The organism is Rhodanobacter sp. FW510-R10, from assembly GCF_058781105.1.
Genome location: NZ_JBYSWL010000001.1, coordinates 1,507,825 through 1,529,222 on the forward strand (window position 1 = coordinate 1,507,825; position 21,398 = coordinate 1,529,222).

General features: G+C 67.8%; 24 protein-coding genes. 19 read left to right on the forward strand and 5 right to left on the reverse strand.

Features of this window, described 5'->3' with window-relative positions:
• Positions 1–67 precede the first annotated feature (67 nt).
• The 19 genes from AC3WJB_RS06325 (at position 68) to AC3WJB_RS06415 (ending at position 17,496) form a co-directional block, all read left to right on the forward strand.
• On the forward strand, positions 68–1,213 hold the full coding sequence (locus tag AC3WJB_RS06325; RefSeq protein ID WP_492679789.1) for a flagellar hook-length control protein FliK: 1,146 nt from the start codon (positions 68–70) through the stop codon (positions 1,211–1,213).
• Positions 1,214–1,462: 249 nt separating this feature from the next.
• Entirely contained in the window at positions 1,463–2,023 is a 561-nt protein-coding gene (locus AC3WJB_RS06330) for a flagellar basal body-associated FliL family protein (RefSeq protein ID WP_492679791.1), read from the forward strand.
• 13 nt (positions 2,024–2,036) lie between these two features.
• Positions 2,037–3,050 carry a flagellar motor switch protein FliM gene (gene fliM, locus AC3WJB_RS06335; RefSeq protein WP_492679793.1) on the forward strand — a complete coding sequence of 338 codons (1,014 nt, stop codon included), beginning with the start codon at positions 2,037–2,039 and terminating at the stop codon, positions 3,048–3,050.
• On the forward strand, positions 3,047–3,418 hold the full coding sequence (gene fliN, locus AC3WJB_RS06340; RefSeq protein ID WP_492679795.1) for a flagellar motor switch protein FliN: 372 nt from the start codon (positions 3,047–3,049) through the stop codon (positions 3,416–3,418). Before fliM ends, fliN begins: the two co-directional genes overlap by 4 nt.
• On the forward strand, positions 3,418–3,822 hold the full coding sequence (gene fliO / locus AC3WJB_RS06345) for a flagellar biosynthetic protein FliO (protein WP_492679797.1): 405 nt from the start codon (positions 3,418–3,420) through the stop codon (positions 3,820–3,822). The genes fliN and fliO overlap by 1 nt, the downstream gene beginning before the upstream one ends.
• On the forward strand, positions 3,819–4,565 hold the full coding sequence (gene fliP, locus AC3WJB_RS06350) for a flagellar type III secretion system pore protein FliP (RefSeq protein ID WP_492679799.1): 747 nt from the start codon (positions 3,819–3,821) through the stop codon (positions 4,563–4,565). Before fliO ends, fliP begins: the two co-directional genes overlap by 4 nt.
• Positions 4,566–5,301: 736 nt before the next feature.
• Complete coding sequence (fliQ, locus tag AC3WJB_RS06355) at positions 5,302–5,571, forward strand: flagellar biosynthesis protein FliQ (RefSeq protein WP_492679801.1); 270 nt, start codon at positions 5,302–5,304, stop codon at positions 5,569–5,571.
• Positions 5,568–6,338: a flagellar biosynthetic protein FliR gene (fliR, locus tag AC3WJB_RS06360; protein ID WP_492679803.1), complete on the forward strand. Its 771-nt coding sequence runs from the start codon at positions 5,568–5,570 to the stop codon at positions 6,336–6,338. Before fliQ ends, fliR begins: the two co-directional genes overlap by 4 nt.
• A gap of 3 nt (positions 6,339–6,341) precedes the next feature.
• The gene (gene flhB, locus AC3WJB_RS06365) at positions 6,342–7,481 is read left to right on the forward strand and encodes a flagellar biosynthesis protein FlhB (RefSeq protein WP_492679805.1); all 1,140 of its coding nucleotides are present in this window, start codon (positions 6,342–6,344) and stop codon (positions 7,479–7,481) included.
• A 12-nt stretch (positions 7,482–7,493) separates the two neighbouring features.
• Positions 7,494–9,587, forward strand: a complete 2,094-nt coding sequence (gene flhA, locus AC3WJB_RS06370) for a flagellar biosynthesis protein FlhA (RefSeq protein WP_492679807.1) — start codon at positions 7,494–7,496, stop codon at positions 9,585–9,587.
• Positions 9,588–9,819: 232 nt separating this feature from the next.
• A complete protein-coding gene (gene flhF, locus AC3WJB_RS06375) occupies positions 9,820–11,127 on the forward strand; it encodes a flagellar biosynthesis GTPase FlhF (RefSeq protein ID WP_492679809.1) in 1,308 nt (435 codons plus the stop codon).
• Complete coding sequence (locus AC3WJB_RS06380) at positions 11,124–12,080, forward strand: MinD/ParA family protein (protein WP_492679811.1); 957 nt, start codon at positions 11,124–11,126, stop codon at positions 12,078–12,080. The genes flhF and AC3WJB_RS06380 overlap by 4 nt, the downstream gene beginning before the upstream one ends.
• A complete protein-coding gene (locus tag AC3WJB_RS06385) occupies positions 12,077–12,805 on the forward strand; it encodes an RNA polymerase sigma factor FliA (protein WP_492679812.1) in 729 nt (242 codons plus the stop codon). The genes AC3WJB_RS06380 and AC3WJB_RS06385 overlap by 4 nt, the downstream gene beginning before the upstream one ends.
• A gap of 55 nt (positions 12,806–12,860) precedes the next feature.
• A complete protein-coding gene (locus AC3WJB_RS06390; RefSeq protein WP_492683107.1) occupies positions 12,861–13,268 on the forward strand; it encodes a response regulator in 408 nt (135 codons plus the stop codon).
• Positions 13,265–13,906, forward strand: coding sequence for a protein phosphatase CheZ (locus AC3WJB_RS06395; protein ID WP_492679813.1), 642 nt, complete (start codon positions 13,265–13,267; stop codon positions 13,904–13,906). The genes AC3WJB_RS06390 and AC3WJB_RS06395 overlap by 4 nt, the downstream gene beginning before the upstream one ends.
• 9 nt (positions 13,907–13,915) lie before the next feature.
• A complete protein-coding gene (locus AC3WJB_RS06400; RefSeq protein ID WP_492679814.1) occupies positions 13,916–15,277 on the forward strand; it encodes a chemotaxis protein CheA in 1,362 nt (453 codons plus the stop codon).
• A 4-nt stretch (positions 15,278–15,281) separates the two neighbouring features.
• Positions 15,282–16,022, forward strand: a complete 741-nt coding sequence (locus AC3WJB_RS06405; RefSeq protein WP_492679815.1) for a flagellar motor protein — start codon at positions 15,282–15,284, stop codon at positions 16,020–16,022.
• The gene (motD, locus tag AC3WJB_RS06410; RefSeq protein ID WP_492679816.1) at positions 16,019–17,074 is read left to right on the forward strand and encodes a flagellar motor protein MotD; all 1,056 of its coding nucleotides are present in this window, start codon (positions 16,019–16,021) and stop codon (positions 17,072–17,074) included. Before AC3WJB_RS06405 ends, motD begins: the two co-directional genes overlap by 4 nt.
• Positions 17,075–17,139: 65 nt before the next feature.
• On the forward strand, positions 17,140–17,496 hold the full coding sequence (locus AC3WJB_RS06415; protein ID WP_492679817.1) for a DUF2802 domain-containing protein: 357 nt from the start codon (positions 17,140–17,142) through the stop codon (positions 17,494–17,496).
• Positions 17,497–17,512: 16 nt separating this feature from the next.
• Here AC3WJB_RS06415 and AC3WJB_RS06420 read toward each other — a convergent pair whose 3' ends face one another.
• From AC3WJB_RS06420 to AC3WJB_RS06440, 5 genes are all read right to left on the reverse strand, one after another.
• Positions 17,513–17,770, reverse strand: a complete 258-nt coding sequence (locus AC3WJB_RS06420) for a flagellar biosynthesis protein (RefSeq protein ID WP_492679818.1) — start codon at positions 17,768–17,770, stop codon at positions 17,513–17,515.
• Complete coding sequence (fliK, locus tag AC3WJB_RS06425) at positions 17,767–18,927, reverse strand: flagellar hook-length control protein FliK (RefSeq protein ID WP_492679819.1); 1,161 nt, start codon at positions 18,925–18,927, stop codon at positions 17,767–17,769. Before fliK ends, AC3WJB_RS06420 begins: the two co-directional genes overlap by 4 nt.
• Positions 18,928–19,083: 156 nt before the next feature.
• Positions 19,084–19,692, reverse strand: coding sequence for an NUDIX hydrolase (locus tag AC3WJB_RS06430; RefSeq protein WP_492679821.1), 609 nt, complete (start codon positions 19,690–19,692; stop codon positions 19,084–19,086).
• A 49-nt stretch (positions 19,693–19,741) separates the two neighbouring features.
• On the reverse strand, positions 19,742–20,656 hold the full coding sequence (locus tag AC3WJB_RS06435; protein WP_492679823.1) for a 5'-3' exonuclease: 915 nt from the start codon (positions 20,654–20,656) through the stop codon (positions 19,742–19,744).
• Complete coding sequence (locus tag AC3WJB_RS06440; protein WP_492679825.1) at positions 20,644–21,213, reverse strand: nitroreductase family protein; 570 nt, start codon at positions 21,211–21,213, stop codon at positions 20,644–20,646. The genes AC3WJB_RS06435 and AC3WJB_RS06440 overlap by 13 nt, the downstream gene beginning before the upstream one ends.
• Positions 21,214–21,398: the final 185 nt, after the last annotated feature.

A 21,398-nucleotide genomic window follows, 5' to 3' on the forward strand; every position in this document is an offset into this window, starting at 1 on the left:
TTGGATTTTTCCTGCGGGTCGCCGTCCGATGCGTGCGGCTGCCCGGCGTTCCATGGAGCTGCCTGACATGCCAGCACAGAGCTTTGCCACCCCAGTTGCACCCGCTGCCGCGCCCACCCCGGCACCGCGTTCCCCACCCGCTGCCGGACGCGATGCCGATGGCGCCGACGGCCAGTTCGGCCGCCAGCTCGATGCGGCCCGCGGCCAGCACGAGGGTGCCGCCACGCCCGGCGGCAAGGCTGATGATGCCGCTGGCAAGCAGGTTGGCGCGGCACAGTCCGACACTGCGCCAGGTGCAGTTGCAGCCGCACCGGGTGCAACCGCAGCCGCCTCGGACCGCGCCGGCGCCCCGACTGCCGTCAACCCGCGGCCTTCGGCTGCGGACGCGGCAAGCGACGACGAGGCCCGCGCTGGGCACGATGACGATCGCGACGATAGCCAGGCCCAGCCTCCGTTGACGGCGCTGTTGCCGCTCTTTGGCGCCGCCTTGCCTGGAGCCATGGCACATCGCGGGACCCTGGCTTCCGGCACGGGCGCCGAATGGCGCGCGCATGCCGCGGTCGCTTCCGGAATTGCCGATGCCGCACGCATGCTGCTGGCCCAAGCGGCCGATGCGTTGCCCGGCAGCCGGGCTGCCGGCGCTGGTACCGGCATTGCGCCGGGCCTGCAGGCCGTGCTGTCTACCCTGCGCGGGCCCGGGACGGATGAGACGCAGGCCGGCTCGGGGGTCACGACCGCAGCCAATTTGCCCGCGGCTCAGCTCGCATCCCTGCCCGCGCCGGCGCCCGGTATGCACATGCTGGCCCTGGCTGCGCCGCTGGGCGCGGACGGCTTCCACCAGGAGCTGGCAGCGCAGGTCAACTGGCTGGCGGGGCAGGATGTGAAGCAGGCCCGGATCCGGATTCATCCCGAGGACCTGGGGCCGATCGACCTCAAGGTCAGCGTGTCCCACGAGCATGTCGACGTCGTCTTCAGCGTACAGCAGCCAGGCACCGTGCAGGCCCTGCAGCAGAGCCTGCCGCAGCTTGGCCAGATGCTGGCCCAGCATGGCTTGTCGCTCGGGCATGCCGAGGTCGGCCAGCACGGCGGCAACCACGCTTCGACGCCGCACCACGGTGGTACTTCGGCCGCGGCGGACGAACCCCTCGATCTGCAGGTGTCCGGCCCCGGCACCCTCACCGGCGTCCCCAACCTCCTCGACGCGTTCGCCTGACGGCCCCAGCCCCGCAAAGCTGCCTGCGCAACGGCGGGCTGGGTCCCAACGTGTCGGCGGGGCTGCGGGCTGGGCTCCCTCTCGCCCGACGATGAAGCGTCAGCGGAGAGGGGGCAAAGACGCTTGGATGACGGCAAATCGGCGGGCGTCAAGAAAGCGCCGTCGCCGGTGCGTCGGGGACGTGGCGCCAGGGGATGAATCTACGCTCCCAGCCGGATTTCCTACGTGGCACGCCGATTGCATCAAGGCATGGCGAAGAGGGGCCGGTCGATCGGTCCCGCGACCCGCAACGCCTACCTGGGATCGAGCATGGAAGAGGAAGTCAACGAGCTGGTGCCGCCAGTCGCGGTGAAGAAGCGCAGGTGGCCGCTGCTGCTTGGTGGCCTGGTGGTTTTGCTGGCCTGCGCTGGCGGCGGCTATTTCTATTTTGCCCAGGATGCGGCGAAGGCCGGCGCCAACGCGCCGAAGAAGCCAGCCGTGGAACTGTCCAAGGCCGAGTTGTACCTGGCGCTGGAGCCGGCCTTCGTGGTGAATTTCAACGAAGGCGAGTCCTCGCGCTACCTGCAGGTGGCGATCACCTTGATGGCGCACGACGACAAGGCCATCGACACGGCCAAGGGCGCCGACCCGGTGATCCGCGACGCCATGGTCTCCTTGCTCAGCAACCAGAAGGCCACCGAGGTTGGCACGCCGGCAGGCCGCAAGAAATTGCAGGCCGAAGCGCTGGCTGCGGTGCAAAAGGTCGTGCAGGCCCGGCTTGGCCGACCCGGCATCGAGGCGCTGTATTTCACCAGTTTCGTGATCCAGTGAGGGATCCGTGGCCATGAGCGAGCTCTTGTCCCAGGATGAAATCGACGCGCTGTTGGATGGCGTTGAAGGCGGGTCGGTAGCCACCGGCAACGACGAGCCGCTGCCGCCAGGCGCAGTCAGCGGCTTCGACTTCACCCGTCAGGACCGCATCGTGCGCGGCCGCCTGCCGACCCTGGAAATGGTCAACGAGCGTTTCGCCCGTTTTTTCCGCACGGGCGTTTTCAGCATCCTGCGCAAGACCTGCGAGGTCTCGGTGCTGGGCGTGACGATGGTCAAGTACGCCGAATACGTACACAGCCTCGCCTTGCCCAGCAACATGAACACGGTGCACATCAACCCCTGGCGGGGCACTGCGTTGGCGGTGTTCGAGCCGCGCCTGGTGTTCAGCGTGATCGACAATTATTTCGGCGGCGGCCGCTACAAGGCGCGCATCGAAGGGCGGGATTTCACCCCGACCGAGAACCGCGTCATCCGCATCATGCTCGACGAGCTGTTCAAGGCCATGGTCGAAGCGTGGGCGCCGGTGCAGGCGCTCCAGTTCGAATACGTCAGTTCGGAGATCAACCCGCAGTTCGCCAACATCGTCAGCCCCACCGAGACCGTGGTCGTTTCGCGCTTCCGGGTCGAGTTGGACGGCGGTGGCGGCGAGGTCCATCTGACGCTGCCCTACGCGATGATCGAGCCGTTGCGCACCCTGCTCGATGCCGGCGTGCAAAGCGACCGCACCGACACCGACGGCCGTTGGGCCGAGCTGTTGCGCCAGGAAGTAATGGATGCCGAGGTGAACCTCAGCTCGATGCTGCTCGAGGCGCGCATGAGCCTTGGCGAGTTTCTGCACTTGCGCCCGGGCGACGTGATCCCCGTGCAGTTGCCGGAGCTGGCCACGGTGTATGCCGAGGACGTGCCGGTGTTTCGTGGCCACTACGGCCAGTCCCATGGCGTCAACGCCATTGCCTTCCATGCCCAGGCTGAGCGCCGCCGGCGCATCAGTGCCGAGGATAAATCCCACCAGAAGAGTAAGCCATGAACGAGACTGTCGAGCCAGATTCCAGCGCCACCATTGCCGAAGCGGAGGCCGGCGCCACCGAGCGCGTCGCGTTCGATCCGTTGCACGCAGGCGCAGCCGGCCCTGGCGGCGTCCGCCTGGACATGATCCTGGACGTCCCGGTGACGCTCGCCATGGAAGTGGGCCGCACCCGCATCAGCATTCGCAACCTGCTGCAGCTCAATCAGGGCTCGGTGGTTGAGCTCGATCGTGCTGCTGGCGAGCCGTTGGACGTCTTCGTCAACGGCACCCTCGTGGCCCATGCCGAGGTCGTGGTGATCAACGAGAAGTTCGGCATCCGCCTGACCGACGTGATCAGCCCGGCCGAGCGCGTGCGCAAGCTGCGCTGATGAGCACCGTCGCCTTCCTGTTGGGTACGACGCCGCTTGCGGCAGCCAGCGAGTTCAATGCCGGTGGCGAGCTGCTGCGCGTCCTGTTCAGCCTGGCCGGTATCGTCCTGCTGATATTCGCCGCCGGCTGGCTGAGCCGGCGCCTGCAACATGGGCGGGGGGGCGCCGGCCGGCGCATCCGCTGCGTGGAGAGCTTCGCCCTCGGCGCGCGCGAGCGCATCGTGCTGCTGGAGGCTGACGGCCAGCGCCTGTTGGTTGGTACCGGCGCCGGTGGCATGCGCACGCTGCATGTTTACGCCCCTGAGGCCCACGCGGGCGAGCTCGCGCCGCAGCCGACGTCGTCGCCGGCGGCAGCGCGGCCGGCGTTTGCCGAACTGCTCGCACGCTGGAAGATTCGCTCATGAAACCCGTGCGTTGGCTCGCGCTGCTGGTCTTGCTTGCACTGCCCGCCTTGGCGAGCGCCGCGACGCCTGGCATCCCGCTGTTGAACGTGCAGCCGGCTGCCGGGGGCGGCCAGAGTTGGACGCTGTCGCTCCAGGTGCTGGCGCTGATGACGGCGCTCACGTTGCTGCCGGCCGCGGCGCTGATGATGACCTCCTTCACCCGCATCATCATCGTGCTTGGTTTCCTGCGCCAGGCGCTGGGCACGCAGTCGACGCCGCCAAACCAGGTGCTGCTCGGCCTGGCGCTCTTCCTCACGTTGTTCGTGATGTCGCCGGTGCTGAACAAGTCCTACACCGACGGCATCAAGCCGTATATGGACGGCCAGGTGAGCGCCGAGGTTGCACTGCCCGCCGCGGCGACACCGTTCAAGCTGTTCATGCTGGAGCAGACCCGCGACGCCGATCTGCAACTGTTCACCCGGCTGGCCAGGGAGAAGCCTTATGCGAGCAAGGCCGACGTGCCGTTCAAGGTGGCCATGCCGGCGTTCCTCACCAGCGAGCTGAAGACCGCGTTCCAGATGGGCTTCATGTTGTTCGTGCCGTTCCTCATCATCGACCTGGTGGTGGCGAGCGTGCTGATGTCGATGGGCATGATGATGGTCTCGCCAATGATCATCTCGCTGCCGTTCAAGATCATGTTGTTCGTGCTGGTGGACGGCTGGACACTCCTCCTCGGCACCCTCGCCGGGAGCTTCTACACATGAGCTCCGCATCGCTGCGCTCGGCTTCTCCTTTTTGTGGGAGCCCGCTCGCGGGCGATGCTCTGGCTGCTTGTCCGGGCGGTGGCCAGGTGCTCTTGGATCAAGATCAAGGGCGTTTCGTGCGCCTTCGGCGCGCGAGTTACTTTCTCTCGCTTGCCCGAGAGAAAGGTAACCAAAGAGAGGGGCACCCCGCTTGGCGCTTTTCGGGCATCCTGCCCGAAAAGTTCGTGAGGGCCGGCCGGGTTTTTCGGCCGGACTCCTGTCCGGTCGAAAAAGGCTCGACATCCCTGTCGAGCCCCCTGCGGGCCTTGTCGTCCGGCCCTCACCGCCGCACAGGGGACCCCGAAGAGCGGGCGGGCCAATCCTGGCCCGCACTCGGTGCGGCGGCTGCGCCGCCGAGAGCGCAGCACCCGGTCTTGCCAGCCTTTCGAGGAGTGCGCGCAGGAGCGCGCCCGCTTTGTGGGGCCCCCTGTGCGGCGGTGAGACGGAGACGATCAGGCCGCGAAGCGGGCATCGGCAGGATGCCGATGCCTTTTCGACGGTACAAGGATGTGCCGCCGAAAAGCCCGGCTCCGGCTCACGGACTTTCCACCCATGGATGGGTGGAAAGCGCCAAGCGGGGTGGCCTCTCTTTTGGTTACTTTTCTCTGGCCAAGCAGAGAAAAGTAACTCGCGCGCCGAAGGCGCACGAAAGCTTTTGCTTTCACCTGCGCGGAGCGCAAAACAACGGAGCGCGGCGATGACGCCTGAATCGGTGATGGCGTTTGGCCAGCATGCGATGTACGTCGCCATGCTCGTGTCCGGGCCGCTGCTGCTGACCGCGCTGGCAGTTGGCCTGCTCGTGGGCGTCATCCAGGCCGCCACGCAGATCAACGAGATGACGCTGAGCTTCATTCCCAAGCTCATGGCCATGGCGCTGGTCGCCCTGGTGGCCGGGCCGTGGATGCTGCGCGTGCTCGTGCAGTTCACGCGCCAATTGATCGAGGGACTGCCGGGGGCCATCCGGTGAACGCGCTGGACCTGGCCCAGCTCCAGCTGTGGCTGGGCAGTGGCTTCTGGGCCCTGGGCCGGGTCACCGGCCTGTGCCTCGTGGTGCCCGTGTTCAGCTCCAGCATGGTGCCGGTCCGCGTGCGCATTGGCCTGGTGCTGGTGCTGACGATGGTGTTGACGCCGCTGGCCACGAGTGCGATCGATCCGCTGAGTGGCGCGGGCGTGGTGACCATGCTCGGCCAGGTGTTGATTGGCGCGGCGGTCGGCTTCGTTCTGCGCATGGCGTTCGAGGCGGTAACGCTCGGCGGCGAGCTCGTGTCCCAGGCCATGAGCCTGGGCTTTGCCTCGGTGGCCGACCCGCAGACGGGGGCGAGCTCCACCGTCTTGAGCCAGTTCTACCTGCTGCTGGTGACCTTGCTGTTCGTGGTTATGGACGGCCATTTGCGCGTGATTGCGCTGCTCGCCGACAGCTTCCACAGCCTGCCGCCGGGGCAGCTCGCGATCAATGCGAATGGCCTGTATGCGGTGGCGGGCTTTGCCGCGGAACTGTTCGCGGGCGGCGTGCGAGTGGCCTTGCCGGCAATGACCTCGTTGCTGGTGGTGAACATCGGTTTTGCCGCGATCAGTCGCGCGGCGCCGTCGATGAACCTGTTCGCGGTGGGCTTCCCGATCACCATCACGCTGGGTTTCATCGCCTTGTGGTTGTCGCTGCGCAGCTTGCCGGGTGCGTTCGATGCGCTGCAGGACAGCGCGTGGGGCCTGATGCGCAACCTGGTCGGAGGCTGAGTCATGGCCGAGGGCAGCGACCAGGAGAAAACCGAACAGCCAACCGAGAAACGCCTGCGTGAAGCGCGCGAGAAAGGTGAAGTCGCCCGTTCGCGCGACCTGTCCGGTGCCATGGTCGTGTTGGCGGGCACGCTGGCCTTGATCGGTACCGGCGACAACGCCTGGCGCCACGCACAACGGCTGTTTGCGCTTGGCATGGACTATTCGCGCGAAGCGTTGCTGACCGACGCGTTGCCGGCGCGGGCGTTGCACGCGGCGGTGTTCGAGGCGCTGGGCCTGTTTTGGCCGGTCGCGTTGGCCACTGTGCTGGCGACGCTGGTTGGTCCCATCCTGCTCGGCGGGCTCAATTTCAGCGTCCAGGCGCTGGAGCCCAAGTTCGAACGCCTGGATCCGATCAAGGGCCTGGGCAAGATCTTTGCCATGCGCGGCCTGGTCGAGCTGGGCAAGGCGCTGCTGAAACTTCTCTTCATCGGCGCGGTGCTGGCCCTGCTGCTGCACAACTGGAACGACCGGTTGCAGGGCACCGGCCGCGGCTCGGTCATGGCCGGCATTGCCCAGGCGCTGCAGCTGATGGCGCGTGCCGGATTGTGGTTTGGCGGCGTGCTGGCCTGCATTGGCGCCATCGACGCGATCTACCAGAAGTACGACCACAACAAGAACCTGCGCATGAGCTTGCAGGAAGTGCGCGATGAGATGAAGGAGACCGAGGGCAATCCCGAAATGAAGGGGCGCATCCGCCAGGTGCAGCAGGCCCAGGCCCGGCAACGCATGATGGAGGAATTGCCCAAGGCCGATGTCGTGGTGGTCAACCCGACCCACTTTGCCGTGGCCCTGCGCTACGACGACAGCCGCATGGGCGCGCCGCGGGTCATCGCCAAGGGCATCGACGTCCTGGCCGCGCAAATCCGCCTGGTCGCGGCCAGCCACCGCATCCCGCTGGTCGAGGCGCCGCCGTTGGCACGCGCCTTGTATGCAACCACGCGGCTGGGACACGAAATCCCGGCGGCGCTGTACGTGGCCGTGGCCCAGGTCCTGGCCTATGTCTACCAGCTCAAGCAAGCCACCGAGCGCGGAGACACGCCACCGGCCGCGCCTTCGCCGCAGGTCGACCCCGACCTGATGGGGCCGTATCGTGATCGTTGACGAGTCAAATCCATGACAGGTACCGAGGTCCTAGGCAACTTCAAGCTCATCGCCCGACGGGGAATTGGCGCGCCGATCATGTTGCTGGTGATGCTGGCGATGTTGATGCTGCCATTGCCGCCGTTCCTGCTCGACATCCTGTTCAGCTTCAACATCGCGCTGTCGCTGGTGATCCTGCTGGCCGTGGTCTATGTCATGCGGCCGCTGGAATTTGCCGCGTTCCCCACCGTGGTGTTGATGGCGACGCTGCTGCGCCTGGCGCTCAACATCGCCTCCACCCGCGTCGTGCTGATGCATGGCCATGATGGCCCGGGTGCGGCGGGCAAAGTCATCCAGGCATTTGGCGAGTTCGTCATTGGCGGCAATTTCGCGGTCGGCCTGGTGGTGTTTGCGATCATCACCATCATCAACTTCGTGGTGGTCACCAAGGGCGCCACGCGCGTATCCGAAGTCACCGCGCGCTTCACCCTGGATGCGATGCCCGGCAAGCAGATGGCGATCGACGCCGACCTCAACGCCGGCTTGCTGACCCAGGACCAGGCCCGCGAGCGGCGCCAGGAAGTGCGCGAGGAAGCGGACTTCTACGGCTCCATGGACGGTGCCTCGAAATTCGTGCGCGGCGACGCCACCGCCGGCATCCTGATCCTGCTCATCAACATCATCGGGGGCTTCTTCATCGGCGTGATGCAGCACGGCCTGTCCGCCAGCGAGGCAGGGCGCACCTACACCCTGCTGACCATCGGCGATGGCCTGGTGGCGCAAGTGCCGGCGCTGATGCTCTCGGTGGCGGCGGCCATCATCGTCACCCGCGTGTCCAAGGCCCAGGACATGGGCAAGCAGGTGATTGGCCAGGTCTTTGGCCAGCCACGGGCGCTGGGCGTGGCCGCGGCGGTGCTCCTGGTCATGGGCATGATCCCGGGCATGCCGAACCTGGCCTTCCTGCTGCTCGGCGCGAGCTGCGCCGGCGCGGGCTGGCTGCTGCTCAAGCGCGAGCGCGAAACCCGGGCCAGGCTGGCCGAGGTGGTGCCCGAGGCGCCGGCCGCAGCGGTACCGGCCGAGCGCATGGAGCTGGGCTGGGAGGACGTTACCAGCGTCGATCCGCTGGGGCTGGAAGTCGGCTATCGCCTGATTCCGCTGGTGGATATCCACCAGGGCGGCGAGCTGATGGGGCGCATCAAGTCAGTGCGCCGCAAGCTTTCGCAGGAGCTGGGCTTCCTGGTCCCGGCCGTGCATATCCGCGACAACCTCGACCTCAGTCCCAACGCCTACCGCATCACCTTGATGGGGGTGCCGATGGGCGAGGCGGAGATCCACAACGAGCGCCTGCTGGCGATCAATCCCGGCCAGGTGCATGGCACGCTGGAAGGCATTGCCACCCAGGATCCGGCCTTCGGCCTGGCGGCGGTGTGGATCGAGCCTGGGCAGCGCGAGCTCGCGCAGAGCTATGGCTACACCGTGGTCGACCCGGCCACGGTGATCGCCACGCACCTGTCGCACATCCTGCAGGGCCACGCCCATGAATTGCTGAGCCACCAGGACGTGCAGCAACTGCTGGACCGCCTGGCGACCACGGCGCCGAAGCTGGTCGAGGACCTCGTGCCCAAGCGCCTGGCGCTGGGCGTGGTGGTCAAGGTGCTGCAGAACCTCCTGGCCGAGCGCGTGCCGATCCGCAACATGCGCAGCATCGTCGAATCCTTGGCGGAACACGCCGCGCAAAGTCAGGATCCCGGCGTTTTGACGGGTGGGGTCCGCGTGGCCCTGGGCCGGCAGATCGTGCAGGAGATCACCGGGCTCGGCACCGAAGTGCCGGTGATCACGCTCGCGCCGGACCTCGAACAGATCCTGATCAACTCGCTGGCGGCCGGCGGCAGCGTGGCCGGCGCCGCGGTGGAACCGGGGCTTGCCGACCGCCTGCAGCAGAGCGTGGCCGACGTGGCACGGCACCAGGAAATGCGCGGCGAACCCGCGGTCCTGCTGGTGGCGCCGCAGCTGCGGCCGTGGCTCGCACGCTTCACCCAGCATGTGGCACAGAACCTGCACGTACTGGCCTACAACGAGGTTCCGGACAACCGCCGGGTACGCCTCGTGCAGGCCTTAGGAGCCTAGCGGCATGGGAATCAAAACCAAAACTGGGATCAGAGTGGACCAACACTTATTTGAACGCGGAACCCTCCGTTCTCGTCATTCCCGCGAAAGCGGGAGGCGCTTCACAACGGCGAATGCCGGTCATCCAGTGCCTTGGGTCGTTCCGGTCACATGGATGCACTGGATCCCCGCTTTCGCGGGGATGACGAAAAGAAGTCCACTCTGACCCCGGTTTCGGTTTCTGGAGCAAGCAATGAAGATCAAGCGATTCACCGCCGCCGACATGCGCCAGGCCATGGGCCTGGTCAGGGACGAGCAGGGGCCTGACGCGGTCATCTTGTCGACCCGACGCATCGCCGACGGCATCGAGGTCATTGCCGCGATCGACTACGACGAGAGCCTGGTCAACGATGCCGTGCGCCAGGGTGCAGCCCCCGTGGCGAGTTCCGCAGAGGTCAGCCCGCCATGCGCACCGGCGCCGCTCCGGACGAGCCCGCCCGCTGACGCACGGAGTTTGCTGCAAACGCCAGAGGTCCCGGCTGCCCGCAGGACCCCGCCCGCGGCCGCCGTGAGTTCCCTGCGGACGGGCGATGCTTCCCTCGGTCCTGCCCGCGCGCCTGCCTCCATCGAGCAGGCAGCGCTGGAAACCGCGCGCATGCGCGAGGAGCTGGGCAGCTTGCGCGCCATGCTGGAGACCCAGTTGTCCAGCCTGGCGTGGAACGACCTGGAGCGGCGTCAACCGTTGCAGGCTGGTGTGCTGCGCGAGATGACCCGCATCGGCATTGACGCCGACATCGCCCGCGCCCTGGTTGCCGAATTGCCGCCCAAGGTCAGCGCCGACCAGGCGCGCTACCTGCCGCTCGGCCTGTTGTCCCGGCATCTGGGCGTCAGCAGCCGCGTCCAGGCTGACGGCCCGAACGTAACTGCCCTGGTCGGCCCGACCGGGGTGGGCAAGACCACTACCGTGGCCAAGCTCGCGGCCCGCGCCGTATTGCGCGTGGGCGCGGAGAAGGTGGCCCTGGTCAGCACCGACCATTACCGCATTGGTGCCGCCGCCCAGCTCGAGCACTACGGACGGCTGCTCGGCGTGCGCGTCTATCCGGCCTACGACGCGCAAAGCCTGCGCAAGGTGCTGGAGCTGCTGCGCGACTGCCACACCGTGTTGATCGATACCGCCGGCATCGCAGTCAGCGATCCGCGGTTGCAGCAGCAAATCGAGATTTTTGTCCACGCCGGTGGCTTGCGCACCTGCCTGGTCTTGGCTGCCAACGCACAGTCCGAAGCGCTGGACGCGGCCGAGCAGGCCTATCGCTCGCTCAATCCGGGCGGCTGCATCCTGACCAAGCTCGACGAGGCCCCCAGCCTCGGCGGGGCATTGTCGTTGTTGATCCGGCACCGCCTGCCGCTGGACTACACCACCGACGGCCAGCGCGTGCCCGAGGACATTGCCTTGGCCGATGCCCGCAAGCTCGTGTGCTTTGCGGTGCAGTCCTCGCGCGCCGCCGCGCCCGATACCGGCCTGCTCGCCGAGCGGTTTGGACTGGAGTTGGCCGAGGCATGAACGGAGTGGATGTGATGGATCAGGCCGCTGGCCTCAAGACCTTGTTTGCCCCTGGACAAGGACCTGGCGCGGGGCCGCATGCGGCGGCCGCCAAGGTCCCCGCAGGAACGGCAGCGAAGGTCGGGGGCGCGCGCCAACCGTGCCGGGCGATTGCGGTGTCCGGCGGCAAGGGCGGCGTCGGCAAGAGCACGGTGGCGGTCAATCTCGGCATGGCGTTGTCCATCGAGGGCAACGACGTGATGCTGCTGGACGCCGACATGGGCCTGGCCAATGTCGACGTACTGCTCGGCCTGTCCCCGACCCGGCACATTGGCCACCTGCTGGATGGCAGTGCGACGCTGGAGGAGCTGGTGCTGGAAGCCCCACACGGCTTGCGCGTGATCCCGGCCGGTTCCGGCGCGCGCCGCCTGGCGCAATTGCCGAACAGCGAGCACGCGGCAATCATCCGCGCCTTCGACGACCTCGCGCGGCCGCCGCAATACCTGCTGGTGGACACCGCCGCCGGCCTGTCCGACAACGTGTCGATGTTTGCCGCTGCCAGCGACGACGTGCTGCTGGTGGTGTGCGACGAGCCAGCCTCGCTGACCGATACCTACGCGGTGATCAAGGTGCTCAGCCGCGATTTTGGCGTCCGCCGGTTCCGCATGGTGGCCAACATGATGCAGAACGAGGGCGGCGCGCGGCAGTTGCACCACAAGTTGTCGCGGGTGTGCGACCGCTTCCTGGAAGTGGTGATCGACTTCAGCGGCTGGATTCCGCATGACGAGCGTCTGCGTCAGGCCATTCGCCGGCAAAGTGCGGTGGTGGATCTGTGGCCATCGAGCCGCTCGGCGCTGGCGTTCAAGCAATTGGCTCAAGCAGTCGATAGCTGGGCGCAGGCCGAGCGTGCCGGCACCGATCGGATCGCATTCTTTGGTGACCGGGCGTTGCCCGCAAGCAGGATGAAGACATGAGTGTGGCCTCGGAATACCTACAGCATTCGCGGGACAGCGCGGAGGAGTTGGTGCGCCGGCATGCGCCGCTGGTCAGGCGCATTGCCTATCACCTGATGGGGCGCCTGCCGGCGAGCGTGGACGTCAACGACCTGATTCAGGCCGGCATGCTGGGCCTGCTTGAGGCGGCGCGGAATTTCGCTACCGACCGCGGCGCCAGCTTCGAGACCTTTGCCGGCATCCGCGTGCGCGGCGCCATGCTCGATGAGTTGCGTCGCGCCGACTGGACTCCGCGCTCAGTGCATCGCAAGTCGCGCGAGGTGGCCGAAGTCATCCGCCAGATCGAGGCGGAAACCGGTGCCGACGCCGAGGACGTCGAGATCATGCGCCGGCTCGGCCTCAGTGCCGACGAATACCACCAGGTGCTGGCCGACGCCGCATGCGCGCGCCTGCTCAGTCTCACCGCCACCGACGACGACGGCGAGGGCACGGTGCTCGAGGTGGCCGACCAGTCCGCACGGGAGCCGGTGGAGGACATCGAGCGCACGGATTTGCAGGCCGCCCTGGCCGAGGCCATTGCCAGTCTGCCCGAGCGCGAACAGCTGGTCATGTCCCTGTATTACGAACAGGAGCTCAACCTGCGGGAGATTGGAGCCGTGCTCGGGGTGACCGAGTCGCGGGTTTGCCAGATCCACGGCCAGGCGGTCGTGCGCCTCCGGGCGCGCCTGGCCGATTGGCGCGGCTGATTGCACAGCGACACCGAGCGCAGGACGACAGGCCATGGGACCGGTGGAGAAAATGCTGGACAAGAATATGCGGATCCTGGTGGTCGACGACTTTTCCACCATGCGCCGGATCGTGCGCAACCTGCTGATCGACCTCGGCGTCCGGCCCAAGCTGATCCAGGAGGCCGACGACGGCCACAACGCCATGGCCATCTTGCGCAACGTGCGCTTCGACCTGGTGATCACCGACTGGAACATGCCGAACATGACCGGCATCGACCTGTTGCTCAGCATCCGCGAGTGGGACCAGACCAAGACCCTGCCGGTGCTGATGGTCACCGCGGAAAACAACCGCGAGCAGATCATTGCTGCCGCGCAAGCCGGGGTGAATGGCTTCGTCGTCAAGCCGTTCAGTGCGGCAACCCTGGAGCAGAAGATCAGCCGCATCTTCGAGCGCCTGGCAGTGAGCGAGGCCAGCGCATGAATACGCACTACCACCTGGCCTTGGACGATGACCTGCCGCCGGCGCTGCGCGAGTTGCTCGACAGCGCCGACGGCCCGGCGTTCGAGCGGGCGTTGGATGCGATCGTGTACCAGCGCGAGCGCAATGTGTTCCGCACCCTGGGACAGCTTGCCCGCGACCTGCACGAGGCCTTGCACCGGCTCGGCGCGGAGTTTGCGCGCGAGGACGTGGCTGGCGTCGCCGCGGACGCGCGCCAGCAGCTCGAGGCCGTGCTGGAGATGAGTGCGCAGGCGGCAAACCGCAGCCTGGATTTTGCCGAACGCATGCGCCCTGACGCCGACGCGCTGGTGCAGCATGCGCAAGCCGTCGTGGAGCGCACCGCGGCGGGCGACCTGGCCTTGCCGCTGGCATACCGGGCGCTGGAGTTTGGCCTGGCGACGCGCACCGCGCTGGCCGACATGGTGCTGGCGCAGTCCTGGCAGGACCTGAGCGGGCAGCGTATCCACAAGGTGGCCGCGTTCATCGGCAGTGTGGAGTCTGCCCTGCTTGAGCTGGTGCGCTTGACCGGCGAACTGGCGGGCGAGGAAGTCCCTGGCGTTGCCCCACCGGTGTCCAGCCAGGCCGATGCCGATCGCCTGCTGGCGGAATTCGGCTTTTGAGGAGCGGGCATGGATGACGCACGGGACAACACGCTGTTGGGGGATTTCCTGGTGGAGGCGAGGGAGTTGCTGCAGCGCCTGGGCGCGCAGCTGATCCGGCTGGAAGCGGTGCCTACCGACCAGGGCCTGCTGGATGCGGCCTTTCGCAGTTTCCACTCGATCAAGGGTGGCGCCGGTTTCCTCGATCTGGAGGCAGTCGTGGTCGTCTGCCACCATGCCGAGGATTTGCTCAAGGCGGCACGCCAGCGCAGCGTCGTGCTGGCCACGCCCGAGCTCGATGCCTTGCTCGACGCCGTGGATGCGATCACCGCCACGCTCGACGAGGTGGCTGCGGGCAAGTCGGTGACGCCACCATCGGATGCCTTGGCCAGGCGGCTGTCGCCCGCGGCGATCGTGGCGGACCCGCAAGTTCCGGCCCCCGCCGAGATCTCCGCCGCCGCAGGCATGGGCGACGACGAATTCGAGGCCCTGCTGGACAGCCTGCACGGTCAGGCCGCTCCGGGCAGCGATGCCATGCCCCATGGGTTGCCGGTGCCGCCCACAGCCCCGGCCATGGTGCACGTGACCGTGGCGCACCTGGATGAGCTGGCCGCGCGCATCGCTGCATTGGAAGCGGCGTGCGGACGGCTGGACGGCCTGGCCCGGCACGATGCCGGGGGCGCCCTGGCGGCGATGGCCGCCGAGCTTCGCCGCGTCAGCGCGGGCTTGCATGCGGCCGTTCTGGACTTGCGCCTGCAACCGGTCGGCCTGGTGTTCCAGCGCTTTCCGCAGGTGGTGCGCAATCTTGCCCGCAAGCTCGGCAAGGACGTTGAGCTGGTCATCGAAGGGGCCGATACCGATCTCGATCGTAGCGTCACGGATGCGCTGGTCGATGCCCTGGTGCACCTGCTGCGCAATGCCGTGGACCACGGCATCTGCTCGCCCGAGGAACGTCGTCGCCTCGGCAAGCCTGCGCGCGGTCGTATCCGCCTTGCGGCCAGCCAACACGACGGCTGCGTGTACATCAGCGTGGTTGACGACGGGCGCGGCATGGACCCGACGGCACTGCGCCGCCGCGCCGTGGAGCAAGGCCTGCTCGATGCCGCCGCCGCGGCAAGCCTCGATGTCAAGGGCTGTCTCGATCTGGTGTTTCGACCCGCCTTCAGCACGACGACGGTGGCTTCGGAGATTTCCGGGCGCGGCTTTGGCATGGACGTGGTCAGGACCCGCATGACGGAGCTGGGCGGCAGCGTCGAGCTGCGCTCGACTCCCGGCCACGGCACCGAGGTGGAACTGCGCATCCCCCAGTCGCGGACGACGTCCGCTCCGGTGGTCGCATGCTCGTCCCAGCCCGACGGCGCGAGCACGGCCTGCCTGTCGATGAAGGCCTGAGGCGATGGACAAGATAAGCACCATCGGTACTGCCTTGGGCATCGTCGTGCTGCTGGTCGGCACGTTGCTGAAAGGCTCCACGATTGGCGCGCTGTGGAATCCGGCCGCGTTCGTGATCGTCATCTTCGGCACCTTCGCCGCCCTGCTGGTGCAGACCCAGGGGCATGTGCTCAAGCGCGCGATGTCGATGGTGTCGATGATCTACCGGCAGCCGCGCCACCGCCCTGCGGACTTGATTGCGCGCATCGTCGGCTGGAGCGAAATCGCCCGCCGCCAGGGCCTGCTCGGCCTGGAGTCGCAACTCGACCTGGAGCGCGACCCGTTTGTCAGCAAGGGGTTGCAGTTGCTCATTGACGGGGGCGAGCCCGAGGCCATCCGCAGCGTGCTGGAGGTGGACCTGGATACGCGCGAGGCCGTCGACATGGCCGGCGCCAAGGTCTACGAGAACGCCGGCATTTACTCGCCGACCCTGGGCATCATTGGCGCCGTGATGGGGCTGATGGCGGTGATGCAGAACCTGTCCGATCCCAGCAAGCTCGGCCATGGCATTGCCGCGGCCTTCGTCGCCACGATCTATGGCGTGGCCCTGGCCAACATGTTCATGCTGCCGATGTCGGCACGGCTGAAATCGCTGATCGGCAAGCAATCACAACTGCGCGAAATCCTCATCGAGGGCCTGGTGTCGATTGCCCAGGGCGACAATCCGCGGCAGATTGAAGCGCGCCTGCAGGGCTACCTGGAATGAGGCGCAAGCGCCACGACGAGCACATCAACCACGAGGCCTGGGCGATTCCCTACGCCGACCTGATGACCTTGCTGCTGGCGTTCTTCGTGGTGATGTATGCGGTGTCCGTGGTCAATGAGGGCAAGTACCGCGTGGCCTCCGAGGCGTTGGCCGAGGCGTTCAACGGCAGCAACGCCGTGCTCGTGCGCGACGCCACGAGCAAGCGGCCGCCGGACGCGCCGGCGCCGGCGCGTCCCTTGCCCGCTGTTGCAACCTCGAGCGCCAGCGCGACTTCGGCGGATCTGCGGCGCATCGAGGACCTCGTGCGCAAGGCACTGCAGCCGCTGATCGACCGCAAGCTGGTGGTGGTGCGCGGCGGCCCGGACCGGCTGGAGATCGAGATCCGCACCGACGTCCTGTTCCCCAGCGGCGTGGCCAGCCTGTCCACGCCGGCGCAGGGCATATTGAGCAGCATGGCCGGCATCCTGGCGCCATTCGGCAACCCCCTGCGCATCGAGGGTTTCACCGACAACGTGCCAATCGCCACCGCGGCGTTCCCCTCCAACTGGGAGCTGTCGGCGGCGCGCGCGGCGAGCGTCGCGCGCCTGTTTGCCGAGCACGGCATCAATCCGGACCGCATGGGCATCGTCGGCTGGGGCGAGGTGCGCCCGATCGCGGACAATGCCACGATCGAGGGGCGCAACCAGAATCGTCGCGTGCTGGTGGTGGTGATGGGCGGGCACGAGCAGTCCGTACAGCGTCCTTCCCGGAATCTCCAGGACCTGGCGGCAGATCCTTCGTCGCTGCTGCTGGCCAGGACGGCGACAGCCGCTGCCGTGCCCGGCCCGTTTCCGGCAACGGCCTCTTCGGCAGGGCGGCTGGCCGCCCAAGCCGTGGTCCGGACTCCGGCCCAGCGCGGCGTATCCGCGCCCACGCTGGCCATGCATCGCGCCGGCACGGTGCCCAAGCCGGCTCTGTCTGCACTATCCAAGCCAGCAGCACCCCTCCAGCCCAGTCGGCCGGATGGCGGGCGCGGCCGGCCCGACGTTCCGCCTCCGGGCAGGCTACGATAAGCATTCCGCGCCCGGTCATGTGCCTGGCGCAGTCCGGGCACGATCGGTTCGAGCGAGAGCGATGGATGTGGCTTGAAATCTGTTTGGCGGTGCTGGTGTTCGTGGTGCTGTTCCAGGCCTTTGTGCTGGCCATGCTCTGGCGCCAGGCCAGGCAGTTGCGCATGGCGCTGGCGCTGATTGGCCACAGCGCGACGCGCGTGGCCACCGATGTGCCGACCTCGATGCTGGTTGCCGCCCTGGGGCGGCTCGAGCACCGGCTCGGCCTGCTTGAATTGCCGGCCAACAGCCCGCCGCAGTCCTCCTATGCGCTGGCCCAGCAGTTGGCCCGCGAGGGCGCCGACGTCGAACAGTTGGTGGCGCGCTGTGGCCTGTCACCGGATGAAGCCCGGCTGATCGTACAGATGCATTCCGGCGCCGCATGAAGGGTGGACGCGAAGTTCAGGATTCGGCGGCGTCCCATACCGTGGACAGCACGCTTGCCGCGGCGGCGTACAGCAACACCGGCACGTCCTTGCGCATGCGCAAGGAGGCCAGGAGCGCGGCAATCTGGGGATCGTGGTGCAGCGGGATGCCGAGTGCGGCGGCACGTGCCAGCAGCGCCTCCAGCGCTTCGGCCGGCATGGCGGGCAGCTGGCTTTCGCCACTGGCCAGACGCAGTTTGACCCGGCGTTGTGCGGGGGGCGGCAGCGCGTTCACGCCGTGGCCTGCAGCAGGATGGCGCTGTGCCGGCTCTGCGATTTGGGCAGACCCAGCTGGCAACTGAGTTGGTCAAGCAGCAACCCGCAGGCGGCCAGGCGCTGGCGCAGCGGGCCGAACTGGCGCTCCAGCCGCTCCGCGGTTGCCGCCCGTTCCGCCCACAGGCGCACCGACAGGCGCGGCTCACGCAACTGCAATTCGCCTTGCACCGGGCCGAGCGCCGGCAGATCCAGCGCAAAGCCGAGGATCCACCCGTTGCTGCCATCCTCGCTGTCGTCGGCAACCGGTTCCAACTGCAGTTGCAACACGTCCCGGCCGTCCGCGCTGCGTACCGGGATCTCGACCATCCACGCGGCCGTCATGCTGGCTTCCATCTGCACCACTTCCAGTCGGGCCAGTGCCGCCTTCACGTCGGCATGCAACTGGGTGACCAGGGGTGCGGCGTCGGCTTGGCCGGCCGCTGCCGTCAATGCCGCCAGCGCTGCCAATGGAACGCGTGGCTGCGCCTGCAGGCCGGTTTGTTGCAGCGGCGGCGCGGTATCGCCGCGGCCCTGCGGCGGCGGTGCCGGCATCTGCTGGTCGAGCAGGGCGGCCACGCGCAACAAGGCGCCCTTCCAGTCGTCCGCCAGCAGCGCCGGCAGGTTGGGTGGCGCTCGGGTCAGCGCGGACTCCAGGAACAAGCCGCTGCGCTGGATTGCCGTGCGCAGGCCTTCGCCCTGGGTCAGGTCGCCCGGCGTGGGCATGGCGTGCTCAAGCATGGCCAGGGCGGTGCGCAAGGTCGGCGGCAGTTGGCGCACCATGGGTCGCTGGGCCAGGGCGCCCACCGTGGCCAGCAGGCTGGCGTAGCCGTTCTGCTGCGGCAGGAGTTCGCGCAGCGCACGCTGGAACGTCGGTTCCCCCGGGTGGGTGGAGAGCATTTCAAGCTGGGGCTGGGGGCCGAGGCTGAGCACGCGCACCTGGAACTGGGCCGGCAGGCTGTTGCCCGGCACCTCGGTTTCCACCGCCAGTGCGCCGACCTGCAACACCAGCAGACCCTGCGGATTGACGCCCAGCGGCCGCGCCGACAAAACCGCGCCGATACGCCAGCTCTGCGCGGTCGTGCCCGCAGCGGCGCCGGCCCAGGTGAGCGCGGCAAGGCTGGTGGGTTGAATGATCATGGCAATTGCTGCGCTCAGGTATCCGGTGCGGCGTGACTCGTGGTCTTTGAGACCATCGGCTGGCGGCCGTGAAACTTGAGCCGCGAGACCCGGCGCCCGTCGGGGCCAGCGTCACTGTGCGTATGGTGGGTTGGCGACAGCCGGCGCGCGGCCGCTTCACTGCCGCGACTGCGCCGCGTGCTCGATGAACCACAGGCCGGCAAACAGTTTCGGGTCCACCGAATAGCCCGCGGCGGCTCGCTCGAACAACCATTGACCTGCTACGCCGCGCGGCACTTCGTGCACGGTGATGTCCTCGGTCGCATCGCCGCCGCCCGGACCGACCTTGCGTAGCCCCCAGGCGCGGACGAATTCGATCATCTCGGTGCTCATGCCGGAGGACGAGGGGCCCCGGTGCACGAATTCCAGCCGCTCGCAGCGGTAGCCGGTTTCTTCCTCCAGCTCGCGTCCGGCCGCCTGCAGCGCACTTTCCCCGGCCTGGCCCGGCACGTCGCCGACCAGGCCGGCCGGCATCTCGATCGTGGCGCACTGGACGGAGACGCGGTACTGCTCGACAAACAGCACCTTGTCCTCGGCAGTGACGGCCAGGATGATGACCGCCCCGCCGGGGTTGTTGCGTTCGGCGTATTCCCAGCGCCCGCGGCGGCGCAGGCTCAGCCACTTGCCGGCATACAGCGTTTCGACCGGCGCGCTGGCGTCGGCGGGAATGGCGCTGGAATGAGCGGGTTGGGGACGGATGTCGCTATCGGTATCGGAGGCAGGCATGTCCTGCAGTGTGCCACGCCGGGGTGCGCTTGGCGGCGCCGGCCGGCATTCAGCGCCGCAGCGCCTGCAGCCGGCTGCGCAGCGGCGGGCCGAAGCGCAGTTGGCTGCACAGGGCGTCGAGCGCCCCCGGTTCGCTGGGGCCACGCTCCAGGGCCTGGGTGTCGGCGGCGCCCGGGGCCTCCAGTGCGATGCGGGTGAGGCTGCGGTACAGGCGTACCTGGTCGGCATGCGCACGCAGTTGCGCCGCGCAGGCCACCGCGCCGCGCAGGCGCAGCATGGGCACCTCATCGATCCGCGCCAGCAGTTGCTCGAGGCTGCCGAAATGGCCGAGCAGGGCGGCCGCGGTCTTGGCCCCGATCCCTGGCACTCCGGGAATGTTGTCCACCGTGTCGCCGCACAGGGCAAGGTAATCGGCCACCTGCTGCGGCTGCACGCCCAGGCGCGCCAGCACCCCGTCCGGACCGTAGCGCAGGCCGCGGGCATAGTCCCACTGCTCGTCCGTGGTGCCGAGCAGTTGCCCGAAATCCTTGTCGGCGGAGACGATGACGCTGCGCACGCCCAGCGCGCGCATGCTCCACGCGGTGCTGCCGATCAGGTCGTCCGCCTCGTAGCTGTGGTCGATCAGCACGCGGACGCCGAGCGCGCCGGTGAGCGCGCGGCAGTGTCGGAACTGGCGCTCCAGCTCCGGCGGTGGCAAATCGCGGTTTGCCTTGTAGGAGGGGTAGATCAGATTGCGGAACGAGCTGGTCAGCGAGGCGTCGAACGCCACCGCAATGAGCTCGGCCTGGGTGCGCTCGAGCAGCTCGCACAGGAAGCGCGCATAGCCGTGCACCGCATTGCTGGGGTAGCCGTCGGCGTCGGTCAGCGTGCTGGGCAGCGAGTGCCAGGCGCGGAATACGTACATGCTGCCGTCGACGAGGTAGGCCGCGGGGGCCGCCGACGCGCCTGGGCCTATGCCGTCCATGTGCTCACCACGTCTTCCACCCGGGGGTATTCACGCTCCGGCACCTCGTCCTGCGCCGTGCCGATGTGCACGAAGCCGATGACATGCTCGTTTGCCGCGAGCCCGAGCAAATGGGCGGCATCGGGATCGTAAGCGGCCCAGCCGGTGATCCATTGCGCACCGAAGCCCAGGGCAAAGGCGCCCAGCAGCAGGTTGTGGGCCACGCAGCCCGCACTCAGCTTTTGCTCGATTTCGGGGACCTTGCCGCGCTCCTGCAGCCGCGTGACCACGGCCACGACCAGCGGCGCGTAGCTGTAGCGCAGGCGTTCCTTTTCGAGTTTTGCCGGCGACATGCCCGGGTGCTTGCGCACGGCGAGCTCGACCAGCTTCTCGCCCCAGATGCGCTTGTCTTCGCCTTCCAGGCGGATCATCCGGAACGGCACCAGCTTGCCGTGATCGGGGACGCGGACGGCCGCGGCAAAAAGCCGTTGCAACTGGACCTCGTCCGGCGCCGGCGTGCCAAGGTGGCGCGAGGGCACCGAATGGCGCAGTTCCAGCAGGGACAAGAGATCGGGCATGCAGGTTTCCGGGAACACCGTTGCCCATGCTAACCGGTGCCTCCCGCAGGCGCGACTGCGGCCGGGCCCGGCCATCATCGCCGTGAGGCCACAGACCAGGGAACGTCCGGACAAGTGTCGTCATTCCCGCCGCGGGGATGACGATCAAGAGCAGCTGCCCAGGCCTTTGCCGGCGTTCCTACACA